General features: G+C 71.0%; 24 protein-coding genes. 14 read left to right on the forward strand and 10 right to left on the reverse strand.

The window, feature by feature from the left end; all coding sequences use genetic code 11:
• Window positions 1-12 precede the first annotated feature (12 nt).
• The gene (locus tag AKJ13_RS25330; RefSeq protein ID WP_050735805.1) at window positions 13-888 is read right to left on the reverse strand and encodes an SDR family oxidoreductase; all 876 of its coding nucleotides are present in this window, start codon (window positions 886-888) and stop codon (window positions 13-15) included.
• A 109-nt stretch (window positions 889-997) separates the two neighbouring features.
• Here AKJ13_RS25330 and AKJ13_RS31625 point away from each other — a divergent pair, with 109 nt between their 5' ends.
• The gene (locus AKJ13_RS31625) at window positions 998-1,183 is read left to right on the forward strand and encodes a hypothetical protein (protein ID WP_144426381.1); all 186 of its coding nucleotides are present in this window, start codon (window positions 998-1,000) and stop codon (window positions 1,181-1,183) included.
• A gap of 176 nt (window positions 1,184-1,359) precedes the next feature.
• Window positions 1,360-1,572, forward strand: coding sequence for a hypothetical protein (locus AKJ13_RS25335; RefSeq protein ID WP_050735806.1), 213 nt, complete (start codon window positions 1,360-1,362; stop codon window positions 1,570-1,572).
• A gap of 133 nt (window positions 1,573-1,705) precedes the next feature.
• Here the strand turns inward: AKJ13_RS25335 and AKJ13_RS25340 are convergent, their stop codons facing one another.
• The 3 genes from AKJ13_RS25340 to AKJ13_RS25350 form a co-directional block, all read right to left on the reverse strand.
• Window positions 1,706-2,509, reverse strand: a complete 804-nt coding sequence (locus AKJ13_RS25340) for a porin (protein ID WP_050735807.1) — start codon at window positions 2,507-2,509, stop codon at window positions 1,706-1,708.
• Between the two features lie 446 nt (window positions 2,510-2,955).
• A complete protein-coding gene (locus AKJ13_RS25345) occupies window positions 2,956-3,234 on the reverse strand; it encodes a hypothetical protein (protein WP_144426382.1) in 279 nt (92 codons plus the stop codon).
• Between the two features lie 156 nt (window positions 3,235-3,390).
• Window positions 3,391-3,999 carry an urease accessory protein UreE gene (locus AKJ13_RS25350; protein ID WP_050735809.1) on the reverse strand — a complete coding sequence of 203 codons (609 nt, stop codon included), beginning with the start codon at window positions 3,997-3,999 and terminating at the stop codon, window positions 3,391-3,393.
• A 209-nt stretch (window positions 4,000-4,208) separates the two neighbouring features.
• Here AKJ13_RS25350 and AKJ13_RS25355 point away from each other — a divergent pair, with 209 nt between their 5' ends.
• The 3 genes from AKJ13_RS25355 (at window position 4,209) to AKJ13_RS25365 (ending at window position 6,151) form a co-directional block, all read left to right on the forward strand.
• The gene (locus tag AKJ13_RS25355; protein WP_007560631.1) at window positions 4,209-4,478 is read left to right on the forward strand and encodes a hypothetical protein; all 270 of its coding nucleotides are present in this window, start codon (window positions 4,209-4,211) and stop codon (window positions 4,476-4,478) included.
• Between the two features lie 156 nt (window positions 4,479-4,634).
• Entirely contained in the window at window positions 4,635-5,396 is a 762-nt protein-coding gene (locus tag AKJ13_RS25360) for a TerB family tellurite resistance protein (protein ID WP_050735810.1), read from the forward strand.
• A gap of 2 nt (window positions 5,397-5,398) precedes the next feature.
• Window positions 5,399-6,151, forward strand: a complete 753-nt coding sequence (locus AKJ13_RS25365; protein ID WP_050735811.1) for an N-acetylmuramoyl-L-alanine amidase — start codon at window positions 5,399-5,401, stop codon at window positions 6,149-6,151.
• Between the two features lie 89 nt (window positions 6,152-6,240).
• On the opposite strand, the gene AKJ13_RS25370 is transcribed toward AKJ13_RS25365, so the two are convergent.
• The 3 genes from AKJ13_RS25370 to AKJ13_RS25380 all read right to left on the reverse strand — a co-directional run bounded on the left by AKJ13_RS25370 (window position 6,241) and on the right by AKJ13_RS25380 (window position 9,242).
• Window positions 6,241-7,275, reverse strand: coding sequence for a TerC family protein (locus AKJ13_RS25370; protein WP_050735828.1), 1,035 nt, complete (start codon window positions 7,273-7,275; stop codon window positions 6,241-6,243).
• Window positions 7,276-7,492: 217 nt separating this feature from the next.
• The gene (gene sugE, locus AKJ13_RS25375; protein ID WP_050735812.1) at window positions 7,493-7,813 is read right to left on the reverse strand and encodes a quaternary ammonium compound efflux SMR transporter SugE; all 321 of its coding nucleotides are present in this window, start codon (window positions 7,811-7,813) and stop codon (window positions 7,493-7,495) included.
• A gap of 10 nt (window positions 7,814-7,823) precedes the next feature.
• Window positions 7,824-9,242: an MDR family MFS transporter gene (locus AKJ13_RS25380; RefSeq protein WP_244471724.1), complete on the reverse strand. Its 1,419-nt coding sequence runs from the start codon at window positions 9,240-9,242 to the stop codon at window positions 7,824-7,826.
• A 406-nt stretch (window positions 9,243-9,648) separates the two neighbouring features.
• Between AKJ13_RS25380 and AKJ13_RS25385 the strand changes: the two genes are divergently transcribed.
• Complete coding sequence (locus tag AKJ13_RS25385; protein WP_050735814.1) at window positions 9,649-10,179, forward strand: GNAT family N-acetyltransferase; 531 nt, start codon at window positions 9,649-9,651, stop codon at window positions 10,177-10,179.
• Window positions 10,180-10,252: 73 nt separating this feature from the next.
• On the forward strand, window positions 10,253-11,578 hold the full coding sequence (locus AKJ13_RS25390) for a TIGR03862 family flavoprotein (RefSeq protein ID WP_050735815.1): 1,326 nt from the start codon (window positions 10,253-10,255) through the stop codon (window positions 11,576-11,578).
• A 15-nt stretch (window positions 11,579-11,593) separates the two neighbouring features.
• On the opposite strand, the gene AKJ13_RS25395 is transcribed toward AKJ13_RS25390, so the two are convergent.
• Complete coding sequence (locus AKJ13_RS25395) at window positions 11,594-12,448, reverse strand: collagen-like protein (RefSeq protein ID WP_050735816.1); 855 nt, start codon at window positions 12,446-12,448, stop codon at window positions 11,594-11,596.
• 229 nt (window positions 12,449-12,677) lie between these two features.
• Here AKJ13_RS25395 and AKJ13_RS25400 point away from each other — a divergent pair, with 229 nt between their 5' ends.
• The 7 genes from AKJ13_RS25400 (at window position 12,678) to AKJ13_RS25430 (ending at window position 21,803) form a co-directional block, all read left to right on the forward strand.
• Window positions 12,678-13,469 carry an ImuA protein gene (locus tag AKJ13_RS25400; RefSeq protein ID WP_050735817.1) on the forward strand — a complete coding sequence of 264 codons (792 nt, stop codon included), beginning with the start codon at window positions 12,678-12,680 and terminating at the stop codon, window positions 13,467-13,469.
• Entirely contained in the window at window positions 13,396-14,913 is a 1,518-nt protein-coding gene (locus AKJ13_RS25405) for a DNA polymerase Y family protein (protein ID WP_064774669.1), read from the forward strand. Before AKJ13_RS25400 ends, AKJ13_RS25405 begins: the two co-directional genes overlap by 74 nt.
• Window positions 14,910-18,200, forward strand: a complete 3,291-nt coding sequence (locus tag AKJ13_RS25410; protein WP_050735819.1) for an error-prone DNA polymerase — start codon at window positions 14,910-14,912, stop codon at window positions 18,198-18,200. The genes AKJ13_RS25405 and AKJ13_RS25410 overlap by 4 nt, the downstream gene beginning before the upstream one ends.
• Window positions 18,201-19,039: 839 nt before the next feature.
• Complete coding sequence (locus tag AKJ13_RS25415) at window positions 19,040-20,161, forward strand: histidine kinase dimerization/phosphoacceptor domain -containing protein (RefSeq protein WP_050735820.1); 1,122 nt, start codon at window positions 19,040-19,042, stop codon at window positions 20,159-20,161.
• Window positions 20,158-20,607 carry a response regulator gene (locus AKJ13_RS25420; protein ID WP_050735821.1) on the forward strand — a complete coding sequence of 150 codons (450 nt, stop codon included), beginning with the start codon at window positions 20,158-20,160 and terminating at the stop codon, window positions 20,605-20,607. Before AKJ13_RS25415 ends, AKJ13_RS25420 begins: the two co-directional genes overlap by 4 nt.
• A 44-nt stretch (window positions 20,608-20,651) precedes the next feature.
• Window positions 20,652-21,119 carry a hypothetical protein gene (locus AKJ13_RS25425; protein ID WP_050735822.1) on the forward strand — a complete coding sequence of 156 codons (468 nt, stop codon included), beginning with the start codon at window positions 20,652-20,654 and terminating at the stop codon, window positions 21,117-21,119.
• Window positions 21,120-21,182: 63 nt separating this feature from the next.
• The gene (locus AKJ13_RS25430; RefSeq protein ID WP_050735823.1) at window positions 21,183-21,803 is read left to right on the forward strand and encodes a Uma2 family endonuclease; all 621 of its coding nucleotides are present in this window, start codon (window positions 21,183-21,185) and stop codon (window positions 21,801-21,803) included.
• On the opposite strand, the gene fae is transcribed toward AKJ13_RS25430, so the two are convergent.
• Entirely contained in the window at window positions 21,804-22,343 is a 540-nt protein-coding gene (fae, locus tag AKJ13_RS25435; RefSeq protein WP_007560667.1) for a formaldehyde-activating enzyme, read from the reverse strand.
• Between the two features lie 65 nt (window positions 22,344-22,408).
• Window positions 22,409-23,375, reverse strand: a 967-nt coding sequence (locus tag AKJ13_RS25440) for a divalent metal cation transporter (protein WP_050735824.1), incomplete at its 5' end; no start/stop codon positions are given.

Consider the following 23,375-nt stretch of genomic DNA (forward strand, 5'->3'; position numbering starts at 1 on the left):
CGTGGTCCGCGATCAGAACACCGGCATCGCGCCGGCCACGGTGATCAGCGCGCCGGACGTGTAGCTGCTCTCCTCGGAGGCCAGCATCACGTAGGCGGAGGCGAGTTCAGCCGGTTGGCCGGGGCGGCCGAACGGCACCTGATTGCCGAAGGATTTCACCGAATCCTGGCTCATCCCGGATGGGATGAACGGCGTCCAGATCGGGCCCGGCAGCACGCCGTTCACCCGGATGCCCTTCTCGGCGAGCAGCTGCGAGAGGCTGAGCACCATGTTGCTCAGCGCGCCCTTCGTGGCGCTGTAGGCCATGAGCGTCGGCATCGGGTGCTTGGAGTTCACCGACGAGGTGAAGATCACCGAGGCGCCGGGCTTCAGGTGGGCGAGCGCCGCCTTGGTCACGTAGAACGGGCCGAACACGTTCGTGCGGAAATGGTCCTCGAAGATCGTGTCCTCGATGGCGTCCAGGCCCTCGTTCGGCTGCTGGAACGCGCCGTTGTTGACCAGCACGTCGAGGCGGCCGAAGGTCTCGACGGTGCGGGCGACGATCGAGCGGCCATAGGCCGGGTCCTTGAGGTCGCCCGGCAAAAGCAGCGCGCGCCGGCCGGCCTTCTCGATCCAGCCACTCACCGCCTCCGCATCGGCCTGCTCCTCCGGCAGGTACGAGATGGCGACGTCGGCTCCTTCGCGGGCATAGGCGATCGCCACGGCGCGGCCGATGCCGCTGTCGCCGCCGGTGATCAGCGCGACCTGGCCGGTGAGCTTGCCGGAGCCCTTGTAGCTGTCCTCGCCGTGATCGGGCTCGGGCGCCATCCGGCCGGTCTTGCCTGGAAAACTCTGCGGCTGCGCCTCGAAGGGCGGGCGCGGATACTTGTGCAGCGGATCAGTGGTCATGAGGGCCTCGCGTTGGGATGGGAGTCCAACGATGGGTCCTGCGGGGTGTTCCTGCGCCCCGCCGACGCGCCGGGCGCGGGACGGCCGCGCACGGTCGCGTTTCAGGGCGGTGCCGTTCGACGACACAGGGCAGCAACAGGCGGCCTTCAGTGTTGGAACCGAGGGAGGCGGCGCCATGGTCGAGTGTCAACCGGAGGATCGGGTCGCGCGCATTATCGATCGCGCGCTGCTCAGCGCCGCGGCGCTGCCGCTCGGCTGCGGCCTGGCCACGGGCCTCTTGGGCCTGGTCCTGTGAGCGTCGCGCCGGTTCGATACGGGTGTTAGGCTGGAGCGCCATGCGTCGGACCGGTCTCGATCGCACCGCCATCACGCTGATCTGCGCGGGCCTCGTGCTCCTCGCGCTGGCACAGATGCTGGTCGGCTTCCCGTGATGCGCCGGAGGGCTCGCCTGCGCGGCCGGGAGCGGGCCGGATGCTGAACCGCGTCCTCGTGGCGGCGACGCTGATCGCGGTGGCCGCTTTCCTGTTCTACCTGGCAAGCCTCGCGCGAGACGCCTTGTCGCCGAACCAGACCTACGCGGCCAGCATCGGCCTGACCCTCGACCAATGCGCGGCGGCACAGGACGGGCTCAAGGAGGCGGAGGCCCGCGCCTATTGCCGGCGGCCGGTGCCGAAGCGGCCCTGAACGACCTGCGGCCTCGGGCGATGGCGTCCGGGCCGCGTGATCGACGTTCGGCCGGGTTCGAGACAGGCCTTCCGCCGGGACTGTCCCGAAGCCCGGTCCGGCCTGATTGCATCAGGCCGTCGCGCCCTGCGCGTTAGCTGCCGAACTTGTAGTTCAGGCCGAAGCGGCCGAGCACGCCCTCGTTGCGGAAGCGGGCGGCGTAGGCGCCGGCGCCCGGTCCGACCGCCACGAGCGGCACGGTGCGGCGGCCGAGATCGTAGTACAGCGCCTCGCCCTTCAGGGTCACCGCGTTGGAATGGAAGATGTTGAACACGGAGTCGGTGGGCAGCGCGAACTCGATGCCGCCGCCAGCGGCGTAGCCGGTCTCGACGCGCGAGCTGCTGCCGTAGAAGGTCGGCTGGCCGGCCGCCGTCTGGAAGACGCCGCGATAGGTCTCGGCCCCATAGGCGAAGCCGCCGGTGGCGTAGACGAGGGTGCGGTCGAAGGCGTAGCCGACGCGCCCGCGCACGGTCCCGAGCGAATCGCCCATCTGCCGGAAGGTGCTGATGCCGCCCAGGCGCCCGGTGGTGCTGCGGGTGCGGTTCAGGTCGGTATAGGCCAGATCGGCCTCGGCACCGACGACGAAGCCGGAACCTGGCGTGAACTGATAATTGTAGCCGACTTGGCCGCCGCCGGTGAAGCCGTCCCGCGGCAGGCCCAGAGCTGCCGGACGGTTGCCGACCCGGACGCCGTCGTTGCCCGGGAACACGCCGGCCGTCGTCACGCTGTCCTTGGTTGTGGTGATGTAACCGGCGTTGATGCCGAAATAGGCGCCGGCCCAGGAGAAGACCGGAACGGGCGGCGGCGGGGGCGTATACGCGCGGCGAGGCAGATCAGCCGCGGAAGCAGCTGTCGTCAACGCAGCGAAGGCGGCCAGGGAAGCGATGGTCTTGCGCATAGTCCGGGTGTCCAAGAATACGAATTGACGACGTCGTATCAAAAGCTTGGACCTGTGGCTGTGATCTGTGTGCAACACTTGGAGCACGCATTATGTATAGGGTAATTAGCCCCAATGTTTGCCATATATGGGATATAATATTTCGGAAGATCTATTTTAAAGGCGTTCTTGGCGATCGTTTTTGATATCGATGACAGCTTGCGATTGATTGAGGCTGCTCTTCGGCGGGAAGGGGCCGCCGCCGACGCGATCCGACCGGGGCGCGAGAATGGGGCAAAGCCTCCGATCCTCTGCGCCGATCTCGCGAGCGCAAGGCGGCGGGTCCGGACAGGCCGCGCTGCAAGAGCGTGATCTGCTCAGGATCGCTTCGCCGCGCACGATGGCAAGAGCAGAACCCTGAGGAGAGCCCTGGGGCCGATCGCGAAGTGGCGATCGGGGCGGGCCCGTCAATCGGCCGGACCGGTCTGGCCCCCGCTCGGGATCTTCGACCGCTGCCAGGGCGCGTCCGGGCCGTCACGCCAGGCGCGCCAACCCTCGGGTCGATCGACCAACGCGGTCAACGATCCGTCGCGCAGCACCACGCTTCGCAGCGACACCACCGCAGCCTCTTCCACGCTCGGGCGCTCGGAGGAGCCGTCGTGGAACTGCCAACCGCCATCGTCGGCATCGTGGGACACGTAGGCAATCCAGGCCCCGTCGCGAATGAGGCTTCGCGTCGTCAGCACCGCGGTATCCGGTGGGTCGCGGAAGATCCGCTCCGTCAACCGCCCCTCTCGGCGACGCCACGGGTCCGGGATTCGGCCGACGGTCCCGTGCCGGCATCCCGGAACGTCCGCGCCACGAAACGGACGCCGAACCGGGATCGGCTTCGACCGCGCCCGTCAGTGGTCGTGGTTGCAGCCGGGGCCGTGGACGTGCCCGGGATGCGCATGGTCATGGTCATGGGCCTGGGCGTGGCGATGGGCTTCGGCATGGTCGTGCCCGTGATGGCCGTGATCGTGCGCGTGCCCGTGATCATGGCCGTGATGGTCGTGGCTATGGTCGTGCCCGCAGGTGCTGTGGTCGTGTGCGGCGCGCTCCGGCCGGAAGGCGCGCGAGACCGGGCTCGCGGTGCAGCCCTGCCCGCGCACCAGCTCGGCATTGGCCGGGGAGGCCGGGACGTAGAGCACGTCGGCGGCGATTTCGGCGGGGACGTGGTTGCCGCCGAGCTGCCAGGCCAGGCGGGTCAGCCGGGCCGGGTTCTCGGCGCGGACCTCCAGGAGATCCTCCGCGGCGGCCCGGATGGCGACCAGGCGGCCGTCCTCCAGGCGCAGGGCATCGCCGTCCTCCAGCGCCGCCGCCTTGGTGAGCGCCACCTCGAAGGCGAGGCCGCCCTCCGCGACGAGGGATCCGGAGGCCGCCGCCCGGGCGGCGTGATCGAGGCTCACCGTGTCGGCGACGCGGTCGGGTCGAACCGCGGCCCGGCGGACGATCGTGGTGGCTCTCGACATGGGATCCTCGCGGATGGCGCCGCGGCGCCCCGGCCGGAGCGTCGCCTCTCGGGCCGTGGCATAGGGCGAGACGGGAAGGGCGCGCAACTCCGCAACCGCGTGTGGAACCTTAGCCGTATGGCGGGCATTGCTTTCCTGCTAAGCTCACCGCGATCCGCGACGATCACGGCCGACGGCCGGACCGGATGCACAAGGGAGATCAGGGGACCATGAAGAAGCTGACCGCAGCCGCCCTCGCCACCATCGCCGCCCTGTCGCTGGGCGCCTGCAACACCCCCGAGGATCGCGCGCTCGGCGGCGCCGGCCTCGGCGCGCTCACCGGTGCGGCCATCGGCGCGGCCGCCACGGGCCGCGCGGGCGGTGCCCTGGCGGGTGCCGCGATCGGCGGCGCCGGCGGTGCCATCGTGGGCGCCTCGACCGCGCCGCGCTGCCCCTACGGCACCTACCGGGATGCCTACGGCAACATCTACTGCCGCTAAGGCGCCAGAGCGGGGGCCGGGACGCGTCCCGGCCCTTCCGCGCCGCCTGAGGAGCGGCTATCCCGGCCCCCGGCCGGGCGCGTCCCCGGTGCGGGACCCAAAGCCGCCGACCATGATCGCACCGCGTCCACGATCCCGTTCGGGGCCGCCCCGCCCATGAGCCAGGAGGTCGACAAGGCTCAGCTTAAGGCTCAGGGGAAGCCCCAGGGACCTTGGGGCAAGCTCGGCGGCGCCGGGCTCGGTCTTGCCATCGGCGGTCCGCTCGGGGCGCTGATCGGCGGTGTCGCGGGCCATTTCCTGGTCGACCGAATCGGCGCACCCTTCGGCCCGACCCCGCGCGACGTGGTGTTCACCACCGGGCTGGTGGCGCTGGCCGCCAAGATGGCCAAATCCGACGGCGTGGTGCTGCCCTCCGAGGTCGAGGCGTTCGGCCGCGTCGTTCACGTCGAAGATTCGGCGCGGGCCGGCGTCGAGCGGCTGTTCGATCTCGCGAAGAAGACCACCAACGGCTTCGAAGCCTATGCCCGGCAACTCGCGGCGACCTTCGGGGACGAGCCCGCCCTTCTCGAAGACGTGCTCGACGGCCTGTTCCAGATCGCCGGCGCCGACGGGGCCCTGCACGAGGCGGAAGAGCGCTATCTGCGCGCGGTCTCGGGGATCTTCGGCTTCGATGAGGCCGCGTTCCGCCGCATCGCGGCCCGGCACGTGCGGCTGCCGGACGATCCCTACGCGGTGCTGGGGCTCGACCGGGATGCCGACGACGCGACCGTGAAGGCGCGCCACCGGGCGCTCGTCGCCGAGCACCATCCCGATCGGGCGCTGGCCCGGGGCCTGCCCGCCGAGGCGGTGGCGATCGCCACGCGCCGGCTTGCCGCCATCAACGCCGCCTACGACCGGATCGTGCAGGAGCGCGGATAGCGGTGAGCCTCGTTCCGGACAGCCCCCTCGCTCGCCGCGTCGCGCCCTCGCCGAACCATGGCGAGCGCCGCGGGCAGCGACCCGACATGCTGATCCTGCACTACACCGGCATGGCCAGCGGGGCCGCCGCGCTGGCGCGGCTGCGCGACCCGCTGAGCGAGGTCTCGGCCCATTACCTCGTGTTCGAGGATGGCGGCATCGTCCAGATGGTGCCGGAGGCCCGCCGTGCCTGGCACGCCGGCCAGGGGGCCTGGAAGGGCGTCCGCGACCTCAATTCCTGCTCGATCGGGATCGAGATCGTCCATCCGGGCCATGCCGGCGGGCTGCCGCCCTACCCGGACGCGCAGGTCGCCGCGGTGATCGCCCTGTCCCAAGATGTTCTGGGGCGCTGGCCGATCCCGCCGGAGCGGGTCCTGGCCCATTCCGATGTCGCCCCCGAGCGCAAGGAGGATCCGGGTGAGACGTTTCCGTGGGACCGCCTCGCCGCTGCGGGCGTCGGCCACATCGTGCCGCCGGCCGGCCTGCGGGACGGGCGGTTCTTCGCGCAGGGTGATTCCGGCCAGCCCGTCGAGGCGCTGCAGGCGATGTTCGCCCTCTACGGCTACGACCTCGCAGTGACCGGAACCTTCGACGCGCGCACGCACGCGGTCGTCACGGCGTTCCAGCGCCATTTCCGCCAAGCGCGGGTGGATGGCGTGGCCGATGCCTCGACCATCACCACCCTGCGCGACCTGATCGCTGCCCTGCCGGCTTAAAGCCGGAACCCTGGGGGGTCCAAAGGGCTCAGCCCTTTGGCGGGTGATCAGGGCGGAGCCCTGATGCTCTGCCGCGCTGGCTTGGCCCCTCAGGCCTGGTGGGCCCGCGCCTCGTGGCCATGGGCCGGGCCGGAGGCCGCCGGGGCCGGCGCATCGGTACGGGTGCGCCACAGGCTGTAGAGCACGCCGATCGTCAACAGCGACAGGGTCACGACCAGGGAGACCCACGGCTGCACGTGGACGAGCTCGAACGTGTCGGCGATCACGATCTTGGCGCCGATGAAGATCAGGATGAAGGCGAGCGCGGTCTTCAGATAGGCGAACCGGTCGACCATCGCGGCGAGCGCGAAATAGAGGGCCCGCAGGCCCAGGATCGCGAAGATGTTGGAGGTGTAGACCACGAACGTGTCGGTGGTGATCGCGAAGATCGCCGGCACGCTGTCGACGGCGAAGATCACGTCGGCGCCGTTGACCAGCACCAGCGCCAGGGCCAGCGGGGTGAACCATACGGCCTTGCGGCCGGTCGCCGGGTCGGGCCGGCGGACCGCGAAACGTTGGCCGTGCAGCTCGGGCGTGACCCGGAACGTCTTCTTGATCCAGCGCACCACGGCGCTGTTCTGGAAGTCGCCCTCCTCCTCGGGGCCCGAGAACAGGATCTTCAGGCCGGCGAAGATCAGGAAGGCGGCAAACAGCGACAGCACCCAGTGGACCTGATGCACCAGCGCCGCGCCGAGGCCGATCATCAGGCCGCGCAGCAGCACGGCGGCCAGGATGCCCCAGAGCAGGACCCGGTGCTGGGCAGCGCGCGGGATGCCGAGCGCGGCCAGGATCATGGCGATGACGAAGACGTTGTCCATCGACAGCGACTTCTCGACCACGAGGCCGGTGACGTATTCCTCACCCGCCTGCGGCCCGAGATACCACCAGATCCAGCCGCCGAAGGCGAGGCCGAGCGCGAGATAGAAGCCGGTCAGCAGCAGGCTTTCGCGGACGCCGATCTCATGCTCCTTGTCCCGGTGCAGCAGCCCGAGATCGAAGGCGAGCAGACATCCGACGAGGGCGTGGAAGCCGAGCCACATCCACAACGGCTTGCCGAGCCATTCGACGGTGAGAACGTCCATCATGTGCGGGACCTGATGCTGATTCCGGAAGGAAAGCATCGGCTCCGACATCACGGGCGCTGAACAGCGCCCGCCAGAGGGGCCCGCAGCCGATAGGGGCGAGTTAAGCGGGCGAACCGGGCGAATCAAGGGCACGGACGTGGCGGCCGGATGATCCCCGTCGCATCCCGAAACGAGGTTGCCGGCTTACGGATCGGGGGGCGGTGGAATCCGGCGCGTCTCAGGCCTCTCCGGAGAGCTTCATCAGCACCAGGCCGGAGACGATCAGCGCCGCCGCCGCGATCCGCAGCGGGCTCGCGCTCTCGCCGAGCATCAGGATGCCGAGCAGGAAGGCGCCCACCGCGCCGATGCCGGTCCAGACCGTGTAGGCGGTGCCGAGCGGCAGGCTGCGCATGGCGAAGGCCAGCAGGACGAAGCTGCCCAAAGCGGCCGCAACGGTCACGACGCTGGGGACGATCTCCGTGAAGCCCGCCGAGCGCTTCATCGCGTAGGCCCAGACCACCTCGAGCAGGCCGGCCGCGAGCAGGATCAGCCAGGCCAAGATCTGTGCCTCATCTGGGAGTGTCGGCTTTCGATGCGCCGCCGGGCTTCGCCGCGGGACGCTCGCCGAGCGGGCGCTCTTCCATGTAGGCCAGGAACCCGAAGGCCGCCATCAGGCCGAGGCAGGCGGCCAGGAACACGGAGCGGAAGGTCAGGGCGAGCTGCGCGGGGTCTCCGCCGCGGATCAGGCTCTCGACATCGTGCCCGGTCCCGGCGGCGCCGCCCAGCACGATCGTCCCGAAGGCGGCCACGATCAGGGCGCCACCCAGCGAGCGGAAGAAATTCATCGCCGCGGTGGCGATGCCGAGCTGGTGCGGTTCCACGGCGTTCTGGATCGCGATGGTGGAGAGCGGCAGGATCGTCCCGATGCCCATGGAGAGCAGCGCCAGCATCACCTCCATGAGCCAGAACGGCAGCTGCCGGCCCTCCAGGGCGATGACGGCGCAGCACACGATGCTGAGGCTCATCATGGCGAGCGGCAGGCGCTTGTAATGCCGGAACAGCAGCATCGACCGGCCCGACAAGGTCGCCCCGGTGACGGTGCCGACCATCAGCGGCACCAGGGCCACGCCGGATTCGCTGGCGGTGAGCCCGATCACGCCTTCGAGGAAGATCGGCACGTAGATGGTCAGGCCAATGAAGGTGCCCATGGCGAAGCAGGCTGACAGGGTGGCGCTGTAGACCACCCGGTCCTTCAGCACCTCGATGGGGATCAGCGGCTCGGCCGCAGTGGTCAGGCGCGCCGCGAACAGGGATCCCAGCACGGAAGCCAGGGCGAGCAGGCCGAGGACCGGCGCGGAGCCCCAGGGATAGCGCACGCCGCCCCAGCTCAGGGCCAGCAACAGGGTGGTCGAGCTCAGCACCAGCAGGACGGCGCCGGGATAGTCCAGCTTGTGGCGGCGCTCGTTGCGCGGCAGCAGCTTCAGCTTGGCGTTGGTCAGCGCGAAGGCGAGGAAGCCGATCGGCAGGTTGATCCAGAAGATCAGCGACCAGTGCAGGTGCTGGGCGAAGAAGCCCCCGAGCAGGGGCCCGGCCACCGAGGCCGCCACGAACACGCCGGCGATCACCACCTGGTAGCGGGCCCGCTCCTTGGGCGCCATGATGTCGGCCAGGATGGTCTGCGACAGGGCGATCAGCCCGCCGCCGCCGATGCCCTGGAGGCCCCGGGCGAGCGCCAGGGTCACCATCGTGGGGGCCACCGCGCAGGCGAGCGACCCGAGCACGAAGGTCGCGATGGCGATCAGCAGCATGATCCGCCGGCCGTGGATGTCGGAGAGCTTGCCGTAGAGCGGCGTGACCGCCGTGGAGGCCAGCAGGTAGGCGGTGACGATCCAGGGGAGATTGGCGGCGTCGCCGAGATCGAGCCCGATGGTCGGCATCGCGGTCGCCACGATGGTCTGGTCGAGGGCCGCGAGCAGCATCGCGGTCATCAGGCCGAACACGATCGCGCGGATCTCGAGCGGGTTGAGGCGCGGCTGGGTGGTGGATGGGGCCGGATCGGCGTCCGCCTCGGTCGCGGAGACGGCAGTGGAGAGCGCCACGAGTCAGAAGCCTCTCTTGGGTTCGGATCGGATCGGCCGGCTGGACGGGAACGAGGCCGCAGCGCAGGGTTGCGCGAGCGGGATGGCATTAACGAGGCGTTGCGCCGGATCCTACACGGTCCGCGGTCATCTGCCTTGTGCGTGACACGGGGCGCGGGACGGCGCTCAGCGTGCCCGGTCGCGGCGCAGGCGAAAGCGGTGGGCCGCATTCGGGGTCCGATCCGGCGTGGTCCGGCGCTTTCGGCCCGGTGCGTCAGGATTTGCCTGCCTGCGGCGCCCCACGCATAATTTGAGGATGGCCGACATCATCTACCGTCCGGCGCAGGCGGCGGACGCGCTGACCATTGCGGCGATCCACATAGCCAGCTGGCGGGACGCCTATCGCTCGATCCTCGACCCGGCGTTTCTGGCCGGACCGATCGAGGAGGATCGTCGCTCTCATTGGCTCGGAAAGCTGAGCACCCCGTCCCCGGATTTTCTCGTGGACGTCGCGTCGACCGGCGATGGCACGCTTGTCGGCTTCGCAGCGACGCAGCGTAACCTGGATCGGCGCTGGGGCAGCTTGGTGGATAACCTGCACGTCCTCCCGGAGATGCGCGGCAGGAAGATCGGCGCGGCGCTGCTGCGCTCGGCCGCGCGAAAGCTGGCTGCTCAGCAGGCCGAGGAGGGCCTGCACGTATGGGTTTTCGAGGCCAATGAGCCTGCGCTTGCTTTCTACAAGCGTCTGGGTGGCCAGGTTGTGGAGCGGACCATCTCGCAGATCCCGACCGAGAACGGCCGGACGATCCTGCGGGTTCATTGGCCGGCATTGTCGGATTTGTTTTAGAGCACCGTGACGGCGCGCAGGGCAATCCCGGCCACATCTTGACAGGCACGGGTGCCTGCCGCTCTCCAGGCGGATGCCGGACGACACACACAACATCGCCATCGTGGGCGGCGGGCCGGCCGGGCTGGCCGCGGCCGAGGTGCTGGCGCAGGCCGGCCGCGCGGTGACGGTCTACGACCGGATGCCCTCGGTGGGGCGCAAGCTGCTGATCGCCGGGCGCGGCGGCCTCAACCTCACCCACAGCGAGCCGCGCGCGGCGTTTCTGGCGCGCTACCATCCCGTCGGCCACCTGGACGCCGCCATCGCGGCCTTTCCCCCGGAGGCGCTGCGGGATTGGTGCGCGGAACTCGGCGAGCCAACCTTCGTGGGGTCGAGCGGGCGGGTGTTTCCCACGAGCTTCAAGGCGTCGCCGCTGCTGCGGGCCTGGCTGGCGCGGCTCGACCGCCTCGGCGTCCGGATCCGCACCCGCCACCGGATGACGGCGATCGCCGAGAGGGTGCCCTCGGATCGCGATGCATCGCGATCCGCCCCCGCGACTGCGGGGCGGCGGTCGCCCGCCGGACGCAGCAATCCCGACCCTGGGGCGGGATTGCTGCACCTGACGATGAGCTTCGAGACGCCGGACGGCCCGATCGAGGTCCATCCCAAGGCGACTTTGCTGGCGCTCGGTGGGGCGAGCTGGCCGCGGCTGGGCTCGGATGGGCGCTGGGTGCCGCTCCTCGAAGGGCTCGGCGTGGAGGTCGCGCCCCTGGAGCCGGCCAATGCCGGCTTCGCGGTGGCCTGGTCCGACCTGTTCCGGGAGCGGTTTGCCGGCGCGCCGCTCAAGCGGGTGGCGCTCGCCTGCGACGGCACTACCGTGCGGGGCGAGGCGGTGATCACCGCGTCCGGGATCGAGGGCGGGGCGGTCTACGCCCTGTCGCGACACTTGCGCACCGCGATCGCCGCGCGGGGAAGCGCCCGCCTCCTCGTCGACCTGCGTCCCGACCTGACCCGGGACGCCCTGGCCCGCCGCCTCTCCGGGGCGCGGCCGGGGGATTCGACCGCGACCCGGCTGCGCAAGGCCGCGGGGCTTTCGCCGGTGGCCGCGGGCCTGCTGCGCGAGGCCGCCGGCGCCGCTCTTCCGGCCGAGCCCGAGGCGTTGGCCGGGCTGATCAAGGCCGCGCCCCTCGATCTCGTCGGCTCGGCCCCCATTGAGCGGGCGATCTCGACGGCCGGCGGGGTGCGCCTTGACGCCCTCGACGGCCGGGCCATGCTGCGCGCCCGTCCGGGCCTGTTCCTGGCCGGCGAGATGCTCGACTGGGAGGCCCCGACCGGCGGCTACCTGCTCCAGGGCGCCTTCGCGGGCGGCCGGGCCGCCGCCGCCGGGATGCTGGACTGGCTGCGCGAGTCCGGCGGCTAAGGCCGCCGGCTCCGCTCACGGCCGGGTGCAGAACCCGACGATCCCCAAAGCTTCCGACGGGCAGGTGGCCCCCTCCCCGTCATAGACCGGGGTGCCGGCCTTGAGGCAGTGGGCGGTGACCAGGATTTCCTCGGCCGGGCAGGTGACGGTGCAGCCGCCCGCGCAGTCGGACTTGCGCACGGCCCGGAGGGCGGACGCGCCGGTCTCGCCCTTCGGCCCCACCCCACCGACTGCACCAGGCTCGCCCTTGGGCCCCGGCTCACCCTTGCTCCCGGCTTCGCCCTTCGGACCTTGATCCCCCTTGGGACCCTGATCCCCCTTGGCGCCCGGCTGGCCCGGAGCGCCCGTCTCACCCTTCGGTCCCTGGTCGCCCTTGGGTCCCTGGTCGCCCTTGGGTCCCTGGTCGCCCTTGGGTCCCTGGTCGCCCTTGGGACCCGCCTCCCCGGGAGGACCCGCGGCGCCCTGGGAGCCGGGCGGGCCCGGCGGGCCTTCGGCGGCGCAGTTGGCCACGACCGCCTCGCGCTCGTCCGGCTCGGCCTTGAGGGTCACCACGCAGGTCGGCGGCCGGTAGGGGACCCGGAAGGTGAAGCGTCCGCGCCGGTCGGTCTGGATCGAGATGTCGTCGTCCAGGACCACGATCGCCCCGGGCTTGCGCACCGAGCCCGAGATCCGCAGGTCGCCGGCCTCGATCCGGGCGTCGTAGACCATGATCGGCTGGCTCGGGGCCGGCGCGGGCCGGGCGCGCGGCTTGGCCGGACGCGGGCGCGGCTCCGAGGAAGCGGGAGCCGCGGGGCCGGGATCCGGCGGCTGCTGGGCGAGGGCCGCTCCGGAGAGGGCGAGCAGGATCGTCAAGGCGAGGGCTGGGCGCATGCTCGGACCGTGTCGGCCGCGTCTGGCGCGGCACACGACTTGTGGTCTCGGCTCGCGGACTCGGTCAACCGTAGCTTTGGTCGCGGGCGGCCCGGCCGATTCCACACGCGTCCACATCCATCCACAGGCCAAGCCGCTGGCCCGGCGTCCGATTCAGGTGCCGCGCGGAAACGGTTTGAACATGTTCATGTTATGTTCCTATCGTCCGGCATGACCGGAGCACGTGGAGATGGGGCTGGACCCTGCGAACCAGACCGGGCGGGATTCCGCACCCGGCAGCCCTCAGGAGCGGCTGGCAATCCTGCGGGCGCGCCTCGCGGGGCCGGGCGGCCCGGTGGCGCCCCGCCCGGTCCTGCCGCTCGGTCTGACGGCGATCGACGCACATCTGCCTGGCGGCGGCCTGGCCCTCGGGCCGCCGCACGAAATCGCCCCGATGGAGCCGGCGGACGCGATCGCGGCCCTGGGCTTCGCCCTGGCGCTCTGTACCGCCCAGCTCGCCCGCACACGAGGCGCGGCGCTGATCGCCGCCGCGCCGAACCAGCCCCTGCCCCACGGGCATGGCCTGGCCGGGCTCGGCCTCGATCCGGGCCGGCTCCTGCTGCTGGAGGCCGGGAGCGACGCGGAGGTGTTTCGCGCGCTCGAGGCGGCGCTCCACGCCCGCGCCCTGCCGGTGCTGATCGGCCTCCTCGCGGACGGCCTGCCGCTGAAGCCCGGTCGGCGCCTGCAGCTCGCCGCCGAGGGGGAATCGGAGGGGGCCGCGCCGCCGCTGGTGCTGATCCTGCGGCCGCCGCAGGCCGACCTGCCCAACGGCGCCGCCACCCGGTGGAGCATCGCCTCGGCCCCGGCCACCCGGGACCGGTTCGGGACCCTGGACAACCCGCGCTGGCGGGCACGGCTCGAGCGCTGCCGCAACGGGCGGGGCGGCGACTGGCTTCTGGAGTGGGACCATGCCGCGCATCGTCTGCGTCTGCCTGAGCCACTGGCCCGTGACGCGGCTGCGGCGGGCCGGTCTCGCGCCTGACCGGGGCCCGCTCGCGGTGGCGGCCGAAGGCCCCGGCGGCCTGCGGCTCCTCGCCCTCGATCCGGAGGCCCGCGCCCTGGGCCTGCGGCCCGGCGAGCCCCTGGGCCGGGTCCGGGCGCGGATCGGCGTGCCGCTCCAGGTCCATCCCGCCGATTCCGAATCCGACCGGGCGGCGCTGCTGCGCCTCTGCCGCTGGGCGGAGGGCTACGCCCCCGTCGTGGCGCCGTTCGGGGCCGCCGAGGCGGCGGATGGGTTCTACATCGACGTCGCCGGGGCGAGCCACCTGCGCGGCGGCGAAGAACCCCTCGTGGACGATCTGGCCGGGCGCCTGGCGCGGTCGAAGATTCCCGCCCGGATCGCGCTCGCCGACACACCCGGCGGCGCCTTCGCGCTGGCCTGCTACGGCGCTTCCGACCGGTTGATCGTGCCCCCCGACGGGGCCGAACCGGCTCTGCGGGCGCTGCCCGTTGAGGCCCTGCGCCTCGATCCCGGCACGGTCTCGGGCCTGCGGCGGCTCGGCCTGCGCCGGGTCGGCGAAGTCGGTGCCCTGGCCCGGGGGCCGCTGGCCCGCCGCTTCGGCGAGGCCCTGCTGCTGCGCCTCGACCAGGCGATGGGCCGCCGGCCGGAGCCCCTGGCGCCGCTCACCGAGGAGGCCGCGTACCGGGCCGCCCGGGGCTTCCTCGACCCGATCGGCCGGCAATCGGACATCGTCGTCACCGCCCGGCTGCTGATGGCAGAGATCGCGCCCCGGCTGGAGCGGGACGGAATCGGCGCCTGCGGCCTGCGCCTCGTGATGCACCGGGTCGACGGGGTGATGCGCGTGCTCGATCTCGGCCTGTCCCGGCCCGAGCGCTGCCCCGATCGCGTCGCCGCCCTGGTGTCCCTGCGCCTCGACCGCCTCGGCGCGGGCCTCGATGCCGGCTTCGGCTTCGAGACGGTGACGCTCACCGTGACGGTGACCGGCGCCCTGTCGGCCCGCCAGACCGAGCTCGGGGCGGCGCCCCAGGGCGACGGGATCGATGCCCTCGCGGACGCCCTGGCGCAGCGCCTCGGCCGGCCGCTCCTGCGCCTCGGGGCGCGGGCGAGCCACATCCCGGAGCGGGCTGCCCATCCCCTCCCCTGGAACAGCGATCCGGCATCCTGGCCGGACCACCTGCCGCCCCGCCCCCTGGTGCTGTTCCCCCGGGGCGAGGCCGCCCTCGACGTCCTGTCCACCGTGCCCGAGGGGCCGCCCCGGCGCTTCCGCTGGCGCGCCCGGATCCACGCGATCGTCCATGCCGAGGGGCCGGAGCGGATCGCGGCCGAGTGGTGGCACGCGCCGGGCGCGGCCCGGGACTATTACCGCGTCGAGTGCGAGGCCGGCCGCCGGCTCTGGCTCTACCGCGATGGGCCGCACGCCCCCGGCCGCCCGGCCGCGTGGTTCGTCCACGGGGTGTTCGCGTGAGCGGCCCCGCCTACGCCGAGCTCGCCCTCACAACGAATTTCTCGTTCCTGCGCGGCGCCTCGCATCCGCAGGAATACGTCGTGCAGGGGGCGGCCTACGGGCTTGCGGCGATCGGGATCGCCGACCGCAACACCGTGGCCGGGGTGGTGCGGGCGCATGCGGCGGCGCGGGCGCTGGAGGCGGAGGGTTTGAAGATCCACGTCCTGCCGGGCGTGCGCCTCGTCACCGAGGACGGGTTCGAGGCCGTGACCTATCCCGTGGACCGGCAGGCCTGGGGCCGCCTCTGCCTGCTGCTCACCCTGGGCAACCGGCGCATGCGTAAAGGCGATTGCCGCTTCACCTTCGCCGAGATGCTGGAGGCCGCCGAGGGGCAGATGTTCATCGCCATGCCGCCGGGCCGGCGCCTGCGCCCCCCGGACGGGTTCCTGGGCCGGCTCGAGGCCCTGGCTGCCGCCGCCCCGGGCCGGACCTGGCTCGGCGCGAGCCATTCGCGCCGCGGCGACGAGCGCCGCCGCCTCGGCCTCCTGGCCGAGCTGGGCGAGACCTACGGAGCGCCCATGGTCGCGGTCTCGGACGCGCTCTACCACCATCCCGAACGGCGCCCGCTCCAGGACGTGGTGGCCTGCATCCGCGAGCGCTGCCGGATCGCGGAGGCCGGCTACCGCCTGGAGGCCAATGCCGAGCGCCACCTGAAGCCGCCGGCCGAGATGGCCCGGCTGTTCGCCGACCATCCGGAGGCGCTGGCCCGCACGGTCGAGATAGCGCAGGGCTGCAGCTTCTCCCTCGGGCAGCTCCATTACGAATATCCCGACGAGCCGGTGCCGCCGGGGCGCACGCCGCAGGAATATCTGGAGGAGAAGACCTGGGAGCGGGCGCGCTGGCGCTATGCCGGCGACATCCCGGCCGCGGTCGAGGCGACGCTCCATGAGGAGCTGCAGCTCATCGCGAAGATGGAATATGCCCGCTACTTCCTGACCCTGTTCGACGTGGTCGAGTTCGCCCGGAGCAAGGGGATCCTGTGCCAGGGGCGCGGCTCGGCGGCCAATTCGGCGGTGTGCTTCTGCCTCGGTATCACCGCCGTGGACCCGTCCAAGCACCGGCTGCTGTTCGCCCGGTTCATCTCCGAGAACCGGGGCGAGCCCCCCGACATCGACGTCGATTTCGAGCACGAGCGCCGCGAGGAGGTGATCCAGCACCTCTACGACCGCTACGGCCGGGACCGGGCCGCCCTCTGCGCCACGGTGATCCATTACCGCCCGCGCATGGCGATCCGCGAGGTCGGCAAGGTGCTGGGGCTCACCGAGGACGTGACCGCGGCGATCGCCGACACGGTCTGGGGCTCCTGGGGCAAGGACGTGCCGGACAAGCACGTGCGCGAGGCCGGCCTCGACCCCGACAACCCGATGCTCCGGCAGGCCCTCGACCTCGCGCACCAGCTGATCGGCTTCCCCCGCCACCTCTCGCAGCATGTCGGCGGCTTCATCCTGACCCGGGGGCGCCTCGACGAGACCGTGCCGGTGGGCAACGGCGCCATGGCGGACCGGACCTTCATCGAGTGGGACAAGGACGACATCGACGCGATCGGCCTGATGAAGGTCGACGTGCTGGCGCTCGGCATGCTGACCTGCCTCAAGCGCGGCCTCGATTTCCTGGAGCGGGACCACGGCCTGTTCTACGAGACGCTCGCCGACCTGCCCCGGGAGGATCCCGACACCTACGCGATGCTGGCGAAGGCGGATTCGGTCGGCGTGTTCCAGGTCGAGAGCCGGGCGCAGATGTCGATGCTGCCGCGCCTCAAGCCCAAGGCGTTCTACGACCTCGTCGTGCAGGTGGCGATCGTGCGCCCCGGCCCGATCCAGGGCGACATGGTCCATCCCTACTTGCGGCGGCGCTCCGGGATCGACTCGGTGGTCTATCCGGCACCGCATCCGGATCACGGGCCGGCGGACGAGCTGCACACGGTGCTGCACAAGACCTATGGCGTGCCGCTGTTCCAGGAACACGCAATGCAGATCGCCATCACGGCGGCGGGCTTCACCCCGGCCGAGGCCGACGGGCTGCGCCGGGCGATGGCGACCTTCCGGCATGTCGGCTCGATCGGCGGCTTCGAGCAAAAATTCGTGGGCGGCATGACCCGCCGCGGCTACCCGGCGGATTTCGCAGAGCGCTGCTTCGCGCAGATCAAGGGCTTCTCCACCTACGGCTTCCCGGAGAGCCACGCGGCGAGCTTCGCGCTCCTGGTCTACGCCTCCGCCTGGATGAAGTGCCGACACCCGGACGTCTTCCTGGCCGCGATCCTCAACGCCCAGCCGATGGGCTTCTACCAGCCGGCCCAGCTGGTGCGCGACGCCCGCGCCCACGGGGTCGAGGTGCGGGGCGTCTGCGTCAACGCCAGCGCCTGGGACTGCACCCTGGAGCCGGCCGCGGATCCGAAGCTGCACGCGGTGCGTCTCGGCCTGCGACAGGTGCGCGGCCTGCCCGAGGCGGCGATGCACCGGCTCGTCCGGCTGCGCGCCAACGGCTATGCCAGCATCGAGGGGCTGCAGGCGGCCCTCGCCCTGCCGCGCAACGCCCTGGAGCGCCTGGCCGAGGCGGACGCGTTCCGGTCGCTGGGCCTCGACCGGCGCGCCGCCCTGTGGATGGTGCGCACGCTCGAGGGCACCGCGTCCCGCAAGGCGGCCAAGGCGGACGGGACCGAGCGCCGTGGCCATCTGCTCGATGCGCCGCTGCCGCTCTTCGCCTGGCACGCCGATGACGGCCTGTTCCGGCACGAGCCGCAGGTGGACCTGCCGACACTGCCCCTGCCCGAGGCGGTGGCCGAGGATTATGCCGCCACCGGCCTGTCGCTCCAGGGGCACCCGGTCGCGTTCTTCCGGGGCCGCCTCGCCCGGATCGGCGCGATCCCGGCCCGGGCCCATCTCGATCCGGCCCTGCCCCAGGGCGCCCGGGTCACGGTGGCGGGCCTCGTGCTGATCCGCCAGCGGCCGGGGACCGCCAAGGGCGTGGTGTTCCTGACCCTGGAGGACGAGACCGGCATCGCCAACGTGATCATCTGGAAGACGGTGTTCGAGGCCAACCGCCGGGCCGCCATGCAGGCCCGCTTCCTCGCCGTGCGCGGCCGGGTGCAGCGGGCCGAGGGGGTGGTCCATCTGGTCGCCGAGGGGTTCCGCGACCTCACGGATTCCCTGCGCGACCTGCGCGCGGCCGGGATGCGGCTGCCGCCCGAGACCACGGATTTCGGCGCCCCCCCGGACCGGCGGATGTATCCGAGCCGGGATTTCCACTGAGCGCCCGTGCGGGAAGCCCCACCGGCACTGCGCGCGGGGTGTCGACTTCCGACGCTTCGCACCGACCACTCTCGACCCGAGAGCGCGACGCTCCAGGAAGCGCGCAAGCGGCCACGTGATCCGATCGAAGCCGGTCGCGAAGGGCTCGACGGCGAGCCGTTTCGTCGGCCTGTACAGACCGCGCCGGTACGGGGCGTGCCGATCTGAGATCTGGGGGCGAAAGGCCCCCGGAGCTCTGTGGTCGCATATATTTCGGGATAGATACCAAGATTTCCTCGTCGCAAGGGGCGAGGTAAATACTTCATGAATAGAAAATTGTTTAAATAATTAACCTTTAACTGCGATGCGAAAGTGAATAAATCTTAGCCTGATGATTGTCGGGCGGTCTATTCCAGGGGCTATGGCTCGGGGCAACGCGAGCGCCGGCCTGCGCGGCACTCTTTCGGGGGCCGTTCGGTGGCGGACCGGCGGGCTCGGGGGTGGGGCGGTGCCTGCGTCCATGGCTCCCAGCCGCCATCGCTCCGGGCGGAGAACCGATGCGGGACGTGTCTCGGATGCGGGCGTGAGGTCGGGCGGCACTTTGCCCGGCGGGGGCGGAAAAAGGCTCAAGCGGCGTCCCGCGTGCCGGGTCTTTTTGGGCCATGCCCTCGGCGCTTCGAGGCGGGTGGGGACGATGACGCCGATCCGGGTGCGGCATCCTGTCGATGGGTTTTTCGCGTCAAACGGTACCGTCCCTGAACCCTTCGTGCGAATCGGCCGTTTAGGTCCCGGCCCGCGAGCGCGCAGGCCTCAGCCGATTGCCGGAGGTGACAAACGCCGGGCATGGAAGAGCAGGTTCGATGGAACAGCCCGACGCATGGCATCTGACGGACCGGCTCGACGCCGAGCACGGTAAAGGCGATCCGTTCGCCGCCGCAGTCCGCGCCACGCGGATGGCCATGATCGTCACCAATCCGCGCCTGCCCGACAACCCGATCGTCTTCGCCAACGACGCGTTCCTGCGGATGACCGGCTACGAGCGCGAGGACGTGCTCGGCCGCAATTGTCGCCTCCTGCAGGGCGAGGACACCGATCGCGGCGCCGTGGCGCTGATCCGCGAGGCCGTGATGGCGCAGCGGGACATCGCCATCGACCTGCTGAACTACCGCAAGGACGGGTCGTCGTTCTGGAACGCCCTGTATCTCAGTCCGGTCGCCAACGAGGCCGGCGAGGTGCTGTTCTTCTTCGCCTCGCAGCTCGACGTCACCGACCGCGTGGACGCCCATCTCCGGGTCCAGCAGGAGAAGGACCATTTCGAGGCCGAGGTCGCCCGCCGGACCCGCGACCTGACCGACGCCCTGGCGACGCAGACCATGCTGGTCCACGAGGTCGATCACCGGGTCAAGAACAACCTCCAGATGATCGCGGCCCTGCTCGCCATGCAGACCAAGGCGATCACCGATCCGGCGGCCCGCAGCGCCATGGAGGCGATGCTGACCCGCGTGGAGGCCCTCGGCACGGTCCACCGCCGGCTCTACCAGTCCAACAACGTCGAGCGCTTCGACGTGGCCGAGTTCGCCCGTGACCTCGCCACCGACCTCGTGCGCGGCTCGGGCCTCGACCGCATCCGCCTGCACCTGGACCTCGAGACCGTGGAGATCCCGGTCGCCAAGGCGCCGCCGGTGGCGCTGATGATGAACGAGCTGATCACCAACGCGCTCAAGCATGCCTTCCCGGGCGACCGCGCCGGCCGGCTTTCCGTGACGGTGGCGCCGGACGACCGCTATTTCAGCATCAAGATCGCCGACGACGGCGTCGGCATGCCCGTGCAGGTCATGGAGCAGCGCTCGTTCGGCAAGCGGCTGATCGGCACCCTGTGCCGCCAGCTCAGTGCCAGCATCGCCTGGCAGGCGAACGACCCGGGCACGATCGTCAACGTCCGCCTGCCCCGCGAGATGGCTACCGGTCTGGAGGCCACATGAGCGAGCCGATGCGGATCCTCGTCGTCGAGGACGAGGCCCTGATCCTGATGCAGATCGAGATGATGCTGGAGGCGGCGGGCTATCGCGTCGTGGGCACCGCCATGACGGCCGGGGAAGCGATCGCCCTCATCCACGAGACCCGTCCGGAACTGGTGCTGATCGATCTGCGGCTCGGCGACGATTCCTCGGGCGTGGAGGTGGCCCATGCCGTGCGCGACATCGGCGGCATCACGGCGGCCTTCATGACCGCCAACGCCCGGGCGCTCTCGGACGATTTGGAGGGCGCCACGGCGGTGATCGCCAAGCCGTTCACCGGCTCGGTTCTGGAGGATTCCCTGGCCTATCTCGAGGATTGCGTCCGCCGGCCGCCCCCGGCCGAGCTGGTGCCGGTAGGGATGCGGGTCGCCCCGGCCCTGCTCAAGAGCTTCGCCCAGATGCGGGCCTGAACCCGGCCCTCGACAGGCCGGGCGCCGCGCGTAGAGTGCCGGCCATGCCAAACGTCGCCGTTCCGCGCCCGCTCTTCGCCCTCGTCCTCGCGGCCCTGGCCGGCCTGCCGGCCGCCGCCCGGGCGGAGCCCTGCGACGACCTCGCTCACCAGATCGCCGGGGCGATCGGCGGCAAGGTCGGGAAGCGGGCCGGCCCCAGCATCGACATCCGCCTGGCCGGCCCGATCAAGTTCGACGTGACCTGCCGGGCCGAGCCGATCGTGCAGGCGACCTCCGCCGAGCCGAGCCCCTCGGCGGCATTCTTCCGCGACCTGGCGGCGGCCTCCGAGATCCTGGTGGGTGAGCCGGCCGCGCGGGTCGAGCCGATCATCGCCGACGCGTACCGGACCGCCCTCTCGGAGCGGCGCAAGTCGTTCATCCAGCAGAACGGCTGGTCGGCCTCCTGCTACACCGACCCCGGCAGCAGCGCGATGCGCACCCTCTGCTCGGTGGGGCGGATCCCGCCGCGGTGAAGCCGGCTTGACCGGTGCGCCGGCCGGTCCGATCCTGGCTGTGCCATCCTATACGGACTCGCCATGACAGCGTTCGCCACACGGCCGCGGCCGGCCGAGCCGCACGTCACGTTCCAGGATTTCGTGGCTTCCCGCCCCGACGAGGAAAAATGGGAGCTGATCGAGGGCTGCTTCGTCATGCAGGCTCAGCCCAGCATCGACCACCAGATCATCACCAGCAATCTGGACCGCCTGCTGAACGACGCCCTCGAACGCACGGCGCCCGGTCGGATTGCCGTCCCGAATCCTGCGATCGATCTCAGCCCTACGATCCGAGGACATACCTACGTCCCCGACATCGCCATCATCGACTTGGCGGAGTTCGAGCCGGGCCAGAACGTCGTCGGCACACTCTACCTTGCCGTTGAAATCATCTCCCCCAGCGACAGGCGCCGGATATCGCGCCTCAATCGTCGAAAGATCGATGTGAAGCTCGCCGGCTACGAAGCCCTGCCGACGTGCGAGGCCGTGCTCCTAATCGAACAGCGTGCCTTCGAGGTCACCCTGTCGGAGCGGGCCGGACACGGCTGGGTCCGTCGTCGGATGACGGATCCCGACGACCGGCTCGTCATCGCCTCGGCCGGGCTCGATTGCCGGCTGGGCGACGTCTACGCCCGCACCACGCTGGCGCGGGCGCGACGCTGATCAATACTCGATCACGTCCTCGAGGGCGTAGTGCTTCACGGTCTTCCGGTTCGCGATCAGCTCGTCCACGGTCGGCTCGCCCTTGAGGGCGCGGGCGATGGCGAGCTTCGTCGCCTCGTAGTTGGTGCGGTAGAGGTCCTTGCGGTCGAGGTTGTCATCCTCGGCGCAGCGCGGGTCGAGCCAGATCATGATGATCATGCACAGCTCGTCGAGCCCGTCCTTCGGCAGCACGCCCTCGATGATGCAATCCACGATCGCGTCGCCGGTCGCAGCCTGGACCACGCCGCCGAGCAGCTCGACATATTCGGCCGTATGGATCGTCGCCTTCGTGGTCATCATCGTGGCCGGGCGCACCAACTGGTTGAGGTCGCGCACCACGAACATCCGGGTATGGCCCTGGACCTGCCCCATCATCGACGCGAAGGCCTGACCCACCGGCCCGCGCACCGAGCCGATCAGCACCTCGGGCATCGCGTCGGTGTACTGGCCCTCGGCCGCCAGCACGGTGGCCTCGCCCGTGCGGAACCAGATCTCTTGCATGTGTCGCGACTCCACTCTGTCAGCCCGCCCGGGGAGACATCATCGGGGCGGCGGCGTCAATCGGTTCAGAGCAGGCCGATCCCGTCGAGCACGCCGATCATGGCGAACGCCACGGTCAGGCCGGACACGCCGTAGACCACCCATGTGTAGGCGCCCCGCACCCGTCTTTCCTCCGGCAGGGCCCGGGTGGCGAGCAGGATCAGGAGGCCCAGCGCCAGCGGCAAAAGAAGGGCGTTCATCACTTCCACGGCGATGTTGAGCGCGACGAGATTCGTCACCAGCTGCACGGTGACCGCCCCCGCCACGACGACCAGGGCGAAGGTGCCGTAGAAGGCCGGCGCCTCGCGGGGCGATTGTTCGAGGGAATGCGGTCGGCCGGTGACGTCGCCGAAGCCCCAGGCGAGCGCCAGCGCGACGACGTTGAGGGCCACGAAGGCCGCAGCGACGATGCCGACCCCGAACACCACCTGCCCCAGCCAGGGGCCGAGCGCCGGCGTGAAGGCGCCGGCGAGGTCTCCGACCGTCTCGAGGCCGTTCTTCGTGCCCTGCCCGGCCTGGCCGATCGTGGCGGCGGCCGCGATCAGGATCGCACCCATTACGCATTGCGAGATCACGGCACCCACGAAGGTGTCGAGCCGCGCATTCCGGGCATGGTCCCAGCCGAGGCCTTTGTCGACGATCGCCGATTGCTGGTAGAAGATCATCCACGGCATGATCACCGCGCCGATATTGGCGGCGATGAGCACCCGGTAGGAGCTGTCGCCGAGGGGCATGTGGGCGAAGGAGGCGACGATGTCGCCCGGATTCGGCCGGGCCGCGATGGCGAGCCCGATGAACACGAGCTCGAACAGCCCGACCGCGATCGCCACCACCTCGACGCGCCGGTAGCTCCCGGTGAACACCAGCCCGAGAAGCAGGGCGGCGGGCAATCCGAGGCTGACGAGGCGCGGCACCCCGAACACGTCGCCGATGCCGGCAATGCCGGAGAACTCGGTGACGATCGCCCCGATCTCGGCGACCACGAGGCCGGCA

The sequence above is a fragment of the Methylobacterium sp. ARG-1 genome (assembly GCF_001262595.1).
Taxonomy (GTDB): domain Bacteria; phylum Pseudomonadota; class Alphaproteobacteria; order Rhizobiales; family Beijerinckiaceae; genus Methylobacterium; species Methylobacterium brachiatum.